This window comes from Citrobacter sp. Igbk 14 (genome assembly GCF_028069825.1).
Classification (GTDB): Bacteria; Pseudomonadota; Gammaproteobacteria; order Enterobacterales; family Enterobacteriaceae; genus Citrobacter.
Map to the genome: position 1 here is coordinate 23787 of NZ_JANEWM010000048.1, position 11826 is coordinate 35612.

The following is an 11826-nucleotide window of genomic DNA, read 5'->3' on the forward strand; positions in this document are numbered from 1 at the left end:
ACCGGGCCCGTTGTTTAATGGTAGGTTTGGATGATTTCCAGCACGCCGTTAATAATAAACTGCACACCCATACATACCAGCAGGAAGCCCATCAGACGGGAAATAGCTTCGATCCCCCCTTTCCCCACCAGCCGCATAATTCCGCCGGAACTGCGCAGACATCCCCACAAGATAATCCCGACGACGGCAAAAATAATGGGTGGCGCAACCATGATCACCCAGTCCGGGAATTCGGAGCCGTGACGCACGGTGGAGGCCGAACTGATGATCATTGCAATCGTCCCCGGGCCGGCAGTACTCGGCATTGCCAGCGGAACAAAGGCAATATTGGCCGTCGGTTCGTCTTCCAGCTCTTCGGATTTGCTTCTCGCTTCCGGAGACTCATGCGCTTTCTGCTGAGGGAACAGCATACGAAAGCCGATAAACGCAACGATTAACCCGCCCGCAATACGCAATCCGGGAATCGAAATCCCGAAAGTATTCATCACCAGTTGCCCGGCATAGTACGCGACCATCATGATGGCAAACACGTAAACAGACGCCATTAATGACTGACGGTTACGCTCTGCGCTGTTCATGTTGCCGGCTAACCCGAGAAACAATGCCACGGTGGTTAACGGGTTGGCTAACGGTAACAGGACTACCAGCCCCAGTCCTATCGCTTTAAACAAGTCCATCATAATGTCATCTTTCCTGTGCGTTAATCGTCAACGGCAAGTATAAGGTGAAATCGCTGAGATAAGCCATTGTAGCGATGTAAGGATTCATTTTTCATCCTGGCGGATAAACCAGAATTATCAAAACGTTAAAAATAGATACACCATTCGCCGGGCCTGATGATTTAGCAAAACGTGGCATACGGAGACTCATTCATTTGACTTATATTTGCCTAAGCAATAATATCAGCCGTGACTAACTACTTGCCAGGGCAACCATTGTGAAAAGCACCAGTGATCTGTTCAATGAAATCATCCCACTGGGTCGTTTGATCTACATGGTTAATCAGAAAAAAGATCGTTTATTAAACGACTATTTGTCACCGCTGGATATCACGGCATCGCAGTTTAAGGTGCTCTGCTCCATCCGTTGCGCGGTGTGCATTACCCCTGTCGAATTGAAAAAAGTGCTGTCTGTCGATCTTGGCGCCCTGACACGGATGCTGGACAGACTGGCCTGTAAAGGCTGGATAGAAAGGCTTCCGAATCCACATGACAAGCGCGGCGTGCTGGTGAAACTCACCGAAGACGGCGCAGCAATTTGCGAGCAGTGTCATCAATTAGTAGGGCAAGACCTGCACCAGGAACTAACAAAAAACTTAACGGCGGAAGAAGTAGCAACACTTGAGCATTTGCTTAAGAGAATCCTGCCGTAAACAGAAAGAGGTATGACGATGTCCAGACGCAATACTGACACAATCACTATTCATAGCATTTTGGACTGGATCGAAAATAACCTTGAATCGCCACTCTCGCTGGAAAAAGTGTCTGAGCGTTCAGGTTACTCCAAATGGCACCTGCAGCGGATGTTCAAAAAAGAAACCGGCCATTCATTAGGTCAATACATTCGTAGCCGTAAAATGACTGAAATAGCGCAAAAATTGAAAGAGAGTAACGAACCGATCCTCTATCTTGCGGAGCGTTACGGTTTTGAGTCTCAGCAAACGCTGACCCGGACATTCAAGAACTATTTTGATGTACCGCCGCATAAATATCGGATGACGAATATGCATGGCGAGTCCCGGTATTTGCTACCGCTCAATCAATGTAATTGCTAATCGCCAGTTAACGACGTAACCGAGGAAATCATGAAACTTCTGTCTTATGCGATGCTGGCCCTGCTGCTTGTTGTGTCAGGCCAGAGCATGGCGGAACAGACCCCGCAACCGACAACGCAAAATAATCGCGACGCGATGATTATACCCCCTGCGCACGATCAGTCCCCGTTCGATTTTAATCATATGGGTGCCGGCAGCGATAAATCCGATGAGTTAGGCGTGCCTTATTACAATATGCACAGCCTGTAATTTTTAGCCCCACCACTGCGGGGCTTTTTTTAGCCCCGCGCCTGTGCAATCTTGCGCAGTCGAAAACCGAACACGTTGATATACAACCCCGCCATAATCAACAACGCACCAAGCAGTTGCAGTCCGGTTAACGTTTCATCCAGCAGCACGGCGGCACTGGCCAGCCCCACCACGGGTACCAGCAACGACAGTGGCGCAACACGCCAGGTTTCATAGCGCCCCAGCAGTGAGCCCCAAATGCCATAGCCCACAATGGTCGCCACAAAGGCCAGATACACCAGGGACAAGATGGTAGTCATATCGATCGCCACAAGACTCTGCACGATTTGCGTTGGGCCATCAAGCAATGCCGATGCCAGAAAAAACGGAACGACAGGAATTAATGCGCTCCACACCACCAGCGACATGACCGCTGGACGCGAAGTATGCTGCATAATTTTCTTATTAAAGATATTACCGCAGGCCCAGCTCAGTGCCGCCGCCAGCGTCAGCATAAAGCCAAGCATACCGACATGTTGTCCATTGAGACTCGCCTCAATCAATACCAGTACACCAAACACCGCCAGCGCGATACCGACCAGTTGCTTCCCCTGCAAACGCTCGCCAAAGGCGAACGCCCCCAGCACGATGGTGAAAAACGCTTGCGCCTGTAAAACCAGCGATGCCAGACCGGCAGGCATCCCAAACTTGATGGCGCTAAACAGAAAAGCGAACTGACCGAAGCTGATGGTCAGGCCATAGCCAAGTAACAGCGAGAGCGGGATCTTCGGGCGGGCAACAAAAAAAATCGCGGGAAACGCCACCAGTAAAAAGCGCAAGCCTGCCAGCATCAACGGCGGCATATTGTGCAAGCCCACTTTGATGACGACAAAGTTAAGCCCCCATACCACGACAACCAGTAACGCCAACAACCCATCTTTACGCGACATACCACCGCCCCTGCAAATATTAAATTTTTGTAAACAAGTTAAGGTAACGGAAATCGTTGTACCGTAACAGATCATTAATTCAGGTAGGCCACACAGGGCATTTTCAGACAACTTATTGAGTGTACATCACACTTTTAGCATGCTATTTGTTTCTGATATCTAAAAAAAACATAACAACATGCACTGTCGGGCAAAAGATGAATATCTCGCTGAGAAGGTCGACCCTTGCATTACTCGCGTCATCATTACTATTAACCATTGGGCGCGGAGCCACGCTGCCATTCATGACGATTTACCTCAGTCGTCAGTATGGTCTGGGTGTCGATCTGATCGGTTATGCAATGACGGTAGCACTGACTATTGGCGTCGTTTTCAGCCTTGGATTCGGTATTCTGGCCGATAAATTTGAAAAAAAACGCTTTATGCTGCTGGCAATTGCGGGTTTCGCATCCGGCTTTATCGCGATTCCTCTGGTGCATAACGTTGTGGTAGTGGTTCTGCTCTTCGCGCTGATCAACTGCGCCTACTCCGTGTTTGCCACCGTGCTGAAAGCCTGGTTTGCCGACAACCTCTCTGCCACCAATAAAACAAAGATTTTCTCACTTAACTACACCGTGTTGAACATCGGATGGACCGTTGGTCCACCGTTGGGCACGCTGCTGGTCATGCAAAGTATCAACTTGCCGTTCTGGTTGGCGGCCATATGTTCAGCCTTCCCACTGGTATTTATCCAGACATGGGTAAAACGTTCTGCAATCCCATCCGAAGGTTTGAACGCGGCAGTATGGTCACCCTCGGTTCTGCTGCGCGATAAAGCATTATGCTGGTTTACGTTGTCTGCTTTTCTGGCTTCTTTTGTCGGTGGTGCATTTGCATCCTGTATTTCTCAGTACGTGATGGTGGTTGCCGATGGCGATTTTGCTGAGAAAGTGGTGGCAGTTGTTCTGCCCGTCAACGCGGCAATTGTAGTATCGCTGCAATATGCTGTCGGACGCAGACTGACGTCTGCAAACATCCGCCCGCTGATGGCTGCAGGTACACTGTTTTTTGTTATCGGTCTGGTCGGTTTTACCTTCTCTGGCAACAGCCTGCTGTTCTGGGGGATTTCAGCCGCCTTTTTCACCATTGGCGAGGTCATCTATGCACCGGGTGAATACATGCTGATCGACAACATCGCACCGGCGGGCATGAAAGCCAGTTACTTTTCCGCCCAGTCACTGGGCTGGCTTGGCGCGGCGGTAAACCCATTAGTCAGCGGGGTCATCCTGACCACTCTGCCCCCATGGTCGCTGTTTGTCGCACTGATGGTGGCGATTGTCCTTGCCTGGGCGTTAATGATAAAAGGCATGCGCGCCAAACCCTGGAGCCAACCGGCAGTCTGCTGAAAATTACGGCGACAGTGCCATAACTGCACTGTCGCCTGATTCAGATGGCAACCAACCCACGCACCCCTTCTGCTGCCATGTTTTCACCTGATCCGCGTTGAATAATGCTTCCCCGCGACATTAACAGGTATTTGTCCGCAAGCTGTTCGGCAAAGTCATAAAACTGCTCCACCAGCAATATAGCCATATCACCACGATGGGCCAGTTGGCTGATAACCAGGCCAATCTCCTTAATGACCGAAGGCTGAATTCCCTCTGTTGGTTCATCGAGGATCAACAACTGCGGGCGACTGGCCAGCGCCCGGCCAATAGCTAACTGTTGCTGTTGACCGCCCGATAAATCACCGCCCCGCCGGTATTTCATCTCCTGTAATACCGGAAACAACGCATAAATTTCATCCGGTACACGTTTTGCCTCTTGTGCTGAAAACCGGGAGAGTCCCAACAGCAGATTTTCTTCCACTGTCAGGCGCGGAAAAATATCGCGGCCCTGCGGCACATACGCCACCCCCGCCTGCACCCGCTGATGTGGCTTACGGTGAGTCATGTTTTTACCCTGCCAGATAACGCTGCCGCTGCGGGTTGAAATCAGCCCCATCAGGCACTTCAGCAGTGTTGTTTTGCCAACCCCATTACGGCCCAGCAGACATGTTACTTCACCGATACGCGCCTCAAAACTCACACCGCGCAGGATATGGCTGCCGCCATAGTATTGATTTAGTTCATTTACCTGTAGCATCAGCACTCCTTAGCGTCCGAGATACACTTCAATCACCTGCTCGTTGGCCTGAACATCGCGTAGGCTCCCCTCGGCCAGCACCCGCCCCTGGTGCAATACCGTAACGTGATCAGCAATGCTTTCAACAAACCCCATATCGTGCTCAACCACCATCAGAGAATGTTTTCCGGCAAGCTGGCGAAACAGTTCAGCGGTGTATTCCGTCTCGGCATCCGTCATCCCGGCAGCCGGTTCATCCAGTAGCAGCAAATGCGGCTCCTGCACCAGCAACATACCAATCTCCAGAAATTGTTTCTGTCCATGCGAAAGGAGGCCGGCACGACGGGCGCGTTCGTTACTCAGTCGCAACAGCGTCAATATGTCATCGATGCGATCCCGCTGTTCTCCCGACAAACTCGCCCGTAAGGCACTCCAAACGGATTTATCATTTTTCATCGCCAACTCGAGGTTCTCTTCCACCGTCAACGCTTCAAATACGGTCGGTTTCTGAAATTTGCGACCAATGCCCTGGCGAGCAATGGCGATGGCGTCGAGTGATGTTAAATCAATGGATTGATCGTAAATCGCCTGCCCACTTTGCGGTTTCGTTTTACCGGTGATGACATCCATCAAGGTGGTTTTTCCCGCGCCATTGGGTCCAATAACGCAGCGTAACTCTCCAACCCCAATATTGAGCGTCAAATCTGTTAGCGCCTGGAAACCATCAAAGTTAACGTTTATTTTTTCCAGTTGGAGCACCGGATCTGTTTGATTGCGAAAACGATCGCCTGGCATCTGGCGGGTAAAAAGTCCTTCATCTGGCTGCATTATTTGTCTCCCTTGCGAAACAGACCAATCACGCCGCGAGGCAAAAACAGCGTAACGCCAATAAAAATCAGGCCGAGAAACAATTGCCAGTATTCCGGCATAATGACGGTAAACCAACTTTTAGCGCCGTTCACCAGCAGCGCGCCAAACACCGGGCCAATCAACGTACCGCGCCCACCCAGTGCGACCCAAATCGCGGCTTCAATTGAATTGGTTGGGGACATTTCACTGGGGTTAATGATGCCCACCTGTGGAACATATAACGCCCCCGCCAGCCCGCACAGGACAGCAGAGAGCGTCCACACCAGGAGTTTGAAGCCCTTTGGGTCATATCCGCAGAACATCAACCGATTTTCAGCGTCGCGAACGGCCGTCAAAATGCGGCCAAATTTACTGCGAGCCAGCGCCCACCCGATCCACAGCGCCAGAACCAGCAGCACAACGGTCGCCAGGAACAACGCGATACGTGTCGTGGTCGCCGTCACCGAAAATCCCAGAAGGGTGGTAAAACCGGTAAATCCGTTATTACCGCCAAACCCGGTTTCGTTACGGAAGAACAGCAGCATGCCGGCAAAGGTGAGCGCCTGCGTCATGATGGAAAAATAGACGCCTTTGATTTTTGAACGGAAGGCAAACCAGCCAAACACCAACGCCAGCAAACCTGGCACCAAAACAACCAGCACCATCGCCCAAAGAAAATGCTGTGTTCCCCACCAGAACCACGGAAGTTCAGTCCATGACAGGAACGACATAAACGCGGGCACCCCTGCACCAGATGCCTGGCGCATCAGGTACATCCCCATCGCATAACCGCCGAGCGCAAAGAAAATACCGTGGCCCAGCGACAGCATTCCGGCATATCCCCACACCAGATCCAGGGCAACGGCCACAATGGCATAACAGAGAATTTTCCCGACCAGTGTCAGTGTCCAGACAGATATCGCCAGCGGATGATCCGCAGGCAGAAGTGCGAGAAATGGCAGAATAATCAGTGCCAGCAGTAAAGTCAGCCCCAGCACACCGGTAATACGCGGCGCTTTGCGCGCCAGCGTTAATGTCATTGGCATCGTCATCAGTCAATGACCCTCCCTTTTAGCGCAAACAGCCCCTGCGGACGTTTTTGAATAAACAGAATAATCAGCACCAGTATCATAATTTTGCCGAGAACAGCCCCAACCTGCGGTTCGAGAATCTTGTTGAAAATCCCCAACCCAAACGCCGCCGCGACGCTCCCGGCAAGCTGTCCAACGCCACCCAGCACCACCACCAAAAATGAATCAATGATGTAGCTTTGCCCCAGTTCTGGTCCCACGTTGCCCAACTGCGATAGCGCCACGCCCCCCAGCCCGGCAATGCCGGACCCAAGACCAAATGCCAACATATCCACGCGCCCCGTGGGAACGCCGCAGCAATCTGCCATGCTGCGGTTTTGCGTCACCGCACGCACGCGCATACCCAGACGGGTTTTATTCAGCAACAACCAGGTGAAAAACAGCACCAGAATGGCAAATCCCAGTACCACAACCCGGTTCCATGGCAAAATCAGATTGGCATAGACCTGCATACCACCCGACAGCCACGCCGGGTTAGCTACCTCCAGGTTTTGCGCACCAAAGGTCATTCGCACCAACTGGATCAGCATCAGGCTAATCCCCCATGTTGCCAGTAGCGTTTCAAGTGGGCGTCCGTACAAATGGCGAATCACTCCACGTTCCAGCAGCATCCCAATAATGGCAGTCAGCAAGAAGGCAACCGGCAGCGCAATCAGCGGATAAAAGGCTAACCACTGAGGGAAAAACTGGCTCATCAGTTGTTGCACTATCCAGGTACAGTAAGCGCCAAGCATCAGCATTTCACCGTGCGCCATATTAATGACGCCGAGCAGCCCGTAGGTGATGGCCAGCCCCAGCGCCGCCAGCAATAAAATAGACCCCAGCGATAATCCCATAAACGCCTGGCCAAGCAGCTCTCCAACCTTCATTCTATGTCCGATGGTATTCAGGCTTTCGCTGGCGGCAGCGCGTACGCGCGCATCGGGTTCATGCTCCACCTGGGTGAAAGGCTGTAACCGCGCTTGTGTTTCAGGATCATTGGATGCGCCCAGCAATTCGATGGCCTGACGCCTGACTTCGGGCGAAGTACTGTTCAGTTGCAGGTTTGCCAGAGCAGCGGCAAGGGTGGATTTCACGCCAGCATCCGTCTCCTGCAGCAGCCTGTGCTGCAAAAATGGCAACATGTCTGGCAGTGCTTCACGCAGTAATGTCCGGGCGGCAGTCATTCTCAAGGTGACACTGTCACCTAAAAGTTGATGAATAGCCAATGTGCCAGCCACCAGATTACGCAGGCGGTTAGTCAGGCGGATTTTTTTTAATTCGCCGCTGGGCATGCTGGCCGCCCCCAGTGATTGCACATGCGAACCGTTCATCGTGAATGCATTTTTAGCGTCATCGGTCAGCAGGTTTTCGCCACTCAAGGCATTAAGCAAAGGTAAACGCTGCACATCGGGGTTAATCGCCCATTGTTCCAGTAATGTCGCCTGCTGTGTCCGACTGGCCGCAGCGAAAGTATCGGCATCTGTTGCCTGCGCTATCCACGGCAAAAGCCACGTCAGCAACAACACACCACGAATAAAGCGCCTGGCTTTCATGATAGCGTTCTCCTATTGGGCCCTCCCACAGGAGGGCGTAAGATCAGTTGCTGGCGGTTTTGACGGGCTGCTCAGATTTTTTATCATTCCCGGCGATATACGGGCTCCACGGTTGGGCACGGACCGTGGCATCCGTTTGCCATACCACGTTAAACTGACCGTTGTTTTCGATTTCGCCAATCATGACGGGTTTATGCAGGTGGTGGTTCGTTGTATCCATTGTCAACGTAAAGCCAGAAGGTGCAGCGAATGATTGCCCCGCCATGGCTGCGCGAACTTTATCCACATCCGTCGTCCCCGCTTTTTCAACAGCCTGCGCCCACATGTGCAGGCCAACATACGTTGCTTCCATCGGATCGTTCGTGACCACAGAATCAGCATTCGGCAGTTTGTGTGCTTTCGCATAGGCGCGGTAATCAGCGATAAATTGCTTATTGGTGGCATTATCAACGGATTCAAAATAGTTCCAGGCCGCAAGATTGCCTACCAGGGGTTTGGTATCAATACCGCGCAACTCCTCTTCTCCAACAGAGAAAGCAACGACTGGAACATCGGTCGCTTTCAGGCCCTGGTTTGCCAGCTCTTTATAGAACGGAACGTTAGAGTCGCCATTAATGGTAGAGACCACCGCCGTCTTCCCCCCTGCGGAGAATTTTTTGATGCTGGCGACGATGGTCTGGTAATCGCTGTGCCCAAATGGGGTATAAACCTCTTCAATGTCTTTATCCGCAACGCCTTTTGAATGCAGCCAGGCACGGAGAATTTTATTGGTTGTTCGCGGATAGACGTAGTCAGTCCCCAGCAGGAAGAAACGTTTTGCACTGCCACCGTCTTCACTCATCAGATACTCAACCGCCGGAATGGCCTGCTGATTGGGCGCTGCGCCGGTATAGAAAACGTTAGGTGACATCTCTTCACCTTCGTACTGTACGGGATAAAACAACAGGCCGTTTAACTCTTCAAATACCGGCAGTACCGATTTGCGCGAAACCGATGTCCAGCAACCAAAAACCACCGCCACTTTGTCCTGGCTTAACAACTGACGGGCTTTTTCGGCAAACAGCGGCCAGTTTGACGCCGGGTCGACCACTACCGGCTCCAGTTTTTTCCCCAGTACACCGCCTTTGGCGTTGATCTCATCAATGGTCATCAACGCCACATCCTTCAGCGGTGTTTCAGAAATAGCCATTGTCCCGGACAACGAATGCATGATGCCAACTTTAATGGTGTCGGCAGCCTGTACGCAAAAACTCATCCCCATAGCCACAACAGAGGCCGAAAGAGCAAAGGCTTTTAATAATGTACGACGCTGCATAGTTTCACTCCTGAAAGTAGACTTGCTGAAAGCTCCGGTGCTACCGGGCAGACAAAACGGTGCAAATTAAGGGTGTTCAGAAGTGATAAGGCAAAAACAGTGCCAGATATAAAAACAACAGATAATTCAAAGAATTATAAATATCATCAATGAGGCGCGGATAAAAAGAAAGCATCGTCATGACGGTAAGAGTGAAGAATTGAACCACCATGACACAGTGTTGCATTATAAACGTGCAACATATTGTGTCCGGACAACCCGACAGCTGCCACGGATTACAGGATAACATTGTGATTATTTGTTGATGGGGGTACCCGTTTCGTCACTATTATTTATTTTCTTCGACGAGAAAAGGCCATAACTTTACATTTCAGACGAAATAATCACACAGTTCACTCTTTGTTTAAGTTCGAATTGCTACTATAGTCATTAACGAGGTGAAATTAAGGTAAGAGAGGAAACTCATAGATAAAGGAGCATTTACTATGCTGGGTAATATGAATATTTTTATGGCTGTTCTGGGAATTATTTTATTTTCCGGTTTCTTGGCCGCGTATTTTAGCCACAGATGGGATGATTGATGAACGGAGATAGTCCTGCACCGAACCGGCCCCTTGTAGCGTAACTGCACAAGGGGCCATTTTTTTATCTGCTTCCCTTCCCTGAATCATTTCTCTGAATTACAGGTAAAAAAAACCGCCGGAAAACCAGCGGTAAATGCTTGCATGGATAGATTTGTGTTTTGCTTTATCCGTTATCTGGCAATTCCCTGCGAAGATAACGAATAGTCGGCTAACATATCATCGACAACCACAATGGAAGTTAAACGAAACGTAACTACAACCGATCTGCGCTGATAAAATTCACGCTCTGACGAGCGGTGCCAGTTGATCATTGGTGCCAACTAACGTGATTTTTTCTTTTTCATCCATAAACATGCAGCGATTCCTGCCTGTCTGTTTCCCCTCATACATGGCTCTGTCAGCACGTCCAAGACCGTTGTCCAGCGTTTCACCCTGTTGAACTCTGGTAATGCCAGCCGTTACCGTTATACCGATTTCGCCTTCTGGGTAAGGGATTTTTTTCTGGCCAATCAGATGACAAAGACGCAACCCTGCCTGGCACGCCTGCTCGTCCGTTTTGGTTCGGATGATGACAATGAATTCCTCACCACCATAGCGATAGGCAACCTCATCGTATCGAGTCCATGATAATAAATTTGACGCCAGGTTACGCAATACCATGTCACCAACCAGATGCCCGTAGGTATCATTAACATGTTTAAAGCGGTCGATATCCAGCAACAATATGTACAGGTTAAGCGGCTCAGCATCGAGTAACTGCTGATCAAACGACTCATCAAGCATTCTTCTGCCAGGCAAACCTGTTAAGACATCAATATTACTGCGAATAGTCAGTAAATATATTTTGTAGTCCATGACCGCAGACGTAAATGCCAGTAACGCATCCTGGAAACTGTCGAAATGCCATGAATGGCTACGCTCTTCCACGATTGCCAAGAGCAATTCCTTGCCTAACAAATGCATTTTCTCGTGAGTCGCGTTAATCTTGCTGACATAACTACATTCATCATCATCGTGCTGTGGATGGTCTTTGAGCCACTGCCCAAATTGACAAACGAAGTGAGCGTCATCGCCCGTAATATCAGGCTGAGTAACGTCTGATGACACCACACAGCGAAACATTTTCACTAGCCACTTATAATGAGCATCAATTGATTTGTTAAGTTCGATTAAAATTGCATCTATTTCCTTCGTTCTTCTGATCATCACGGTTTCCTTCCCTGTATGAACATTTAGACATGGGTATTTTAGCGCCAAAAAGGAAAACTTATGTAAATTTTTTAATAGTAATTAATGCTAAGGAAAGTAAATAAAGATTACCTCGCATGATAATAAATCAACTTGAAATAAAAATAACCATGATAATCAATACGATAAGATTGTGATCATTTTTATTG

The 11826-nt window shown here is 50.0% G+C and carries 14 protein-coding genes; 6 read left to right on the forward strand and 8 right to left on the reverse strand.

From position 1 onward, the window contains the following. Nucleotides 1–14: 14 nt before the first annotated feature. Nucleotides 15–680 (reverse strand): MarC family NAAT transporter, encoded by a 666-nt coding sequence (locus NNN64_RS17125; protein ID WP_137383095.1) that lies wholly within the window; start codon nt 678–680, stop codon nt 15–17. 257 nt (nt 681–937) lie between these two features. Here NNN64_RS17125 and marR point away from each other — a divergent pair, with 257 nt between their 5' ends. From marR to marB, 3 genes are read left to right on the forward strand one after another with little or no spacing between them, the layout of a single operon-like run. Next, on the forward strand, nt 938–1372 hold the full coding sequence (gene marR, locus NNN64_RS17130) for a multiple antibiotic resistance transcriptional regulator MarR (protein ID WP_137383096.1): 435 nt from the start codon (nt 938–940) through the stop codon (nt 1370–1372). Nucleotides 1373–1390: 18 nt separating this feature from the next. Then, nucleotides 1391–1774 (forward strand): MDR efflux pump AcrAB transcriptional activator MarA, encoded by a 384-nt coding sequence (gene marA, locus NNN64_RS17135; protein WP_003032424.1) that lies wholly within the window; start codon nt 1391–1393, stop codon nt 1772–1774. Between the two features lie 30 nt (nt 1775–1804). Continuing rightward, nucleotides 1805–2023, forward strand: coding sequence for a multiple antibiotic resistance protein MarB (gene marB, locus NNN64_RS17140; protein ID WP_271442133.1), 219 nt, complete (start codon nt 1805–1807; stop codon nt 2021–2023). A 29-nt stretch (nt 2024–2052) separates the two neighbouring features. On the opposite strand, the gene eamA is transcribed toward marB, so the two are convergent. Next, nucleotides 2053–2952, reverse strand: a complete 900-nt coding sequence (eamA, locus tag NNN64_RS17145) for an O-acetylserine/cysteine exporter (protein WP_271442134.1) — start codon at nt 2950–2952, stop codon at nt 2053–2055. Nucleotides 2953–3149: 197 nt separating this feature from the next. Between eamA and ydeE the strand changes: the two genes are divergently transcribed. Next, a complete protein-coding gene (gene ydeE, locus NNN64_RS17150) occupies nt 3150–4337 on the forward strand; it encodes an efflux MFS transporter YdeE (RefSeq protein ID WP_271442135.1) in 1188 nt (395 codons plus the stop codon). Nucleotides 4338–4377: 40 nt separating this feature from the next. Here the strand turns inward: ydeE and urtE are convergent, their stop codons facing one another. From urtE to urtA, 5 genes are read right to left on the reverse strand one after another with little or no spacing between them, the layout of a single operon-like run. Continuing rightward, a complete protein-coding gene (urtE, locus tag NNN64_RS17155) occupies nt 4378–5076 on the reverse strand; it encodes an urea ABC transporter ATP-binding subunit UrtE (RefSeq protein ID WP_271442136.1) in 699 nt (232 codons plus the stop codon). Nucleotides 5077–5085: 9 nt separating this feature from the next. Beyond that, on the reverse strand, nt 5086–5883 hold the full coding sequence (gene urtD / locus NNN64_RS17160; RefSeq protein ID WP_271442137.1) for an urea ABC transporter ATP-binding protein UrtD: 798 nt from the start codon (nt 5881–5883) through the stop codon (nt 5086–5088). Beyond that, nucleotides 5883–6956 (reverse strand): urea ABC transporter permease subunit UrtC, encoded by a 1074-nt coding sequence (gene urtC, locus NNN64_RS17165; RefSeq protein ID WP_271442138.1) that lies wholly within the window; start codon nt 6954–6956, stop codon nt 5883–5885. The genes urtD and urtC overlap by 1 nt, the downstream gene beginning before the upstream one ends. Continuing rightward, nucleotides 6956–8530 carry an urea ABC transporter permease subunit UrtB gene (gene urtB / locus NNN64_RS17170; RefSeq protein WP_271442139.1) on the reverse strand — a complete coding sequence of 525 codons (1575 nt, stop codon included), beginning with the start codon at nt 8528–8530 and terminating at the stop codon, nt 6956–6958. The genes urtC and urtB overlap by 1 nt, the downstream gene beginning before the upstream one ends. Before the next feature lie 43 nt (nt 8531–8573). After that, a complete protein-coding gene (gene urtA, locus NNN64_RS17175; RefSeq protein WP_271442140.1) occupies nt 8574–9845 on the reverse strand; it encodes an urea ABC transporter substrate-binding protein in 1272 nt (423 codons plus the stop codon). A gap of 485 nt (nt 9846–10330) precedes the next feature. Between urtA and mgtS the strand changes: the two genes are divergently transcribed. Both mgtS and NNN64_RS23400 read left to right on the forward strand, forming a co-directional pair. Continuing rightward, entirely contained in the window at nt 10331–10426 is a 96-nt protein-coding gene (gene mgtS / locus NNN64_RS17180; RefSeq protein ID WP_003032406.1) for a protein MgtS, read from the forward strand. Beyond that, nucleotides 10426–10470 carry a hypothetical protein gene (locus tag NNN64_RS23400; protein WP_424953288.1) on the forward strand — a complete coding sequence of 15 codons (45 nt, stop codon included), beginning with the start codon at nt 10426–10428 and terminating at the stop codon, nt 10468–10470. Before mgtS ends, NNN64_RS23400 begins: the two co-directional genes overlap by 1 nt. Nucleotides 10471–10708: 238 nt before the next feature. Here NNN64_RS23400 and NNN64_RS17185 read toward each other — a convergent pair whose 3' ends face one another. Further along, complete coding sequence (locus NNN64_RS17185; RefSeq protein ID WP_271442141.1) at nt 10709–11635, reverse strand: diguanylate cyclase; 927 nt, start codon at nt 11633–11635, stop codon at nt 10709–10711. Nucleotides 11636–11826: the final 191 nt, after the last annotated feature.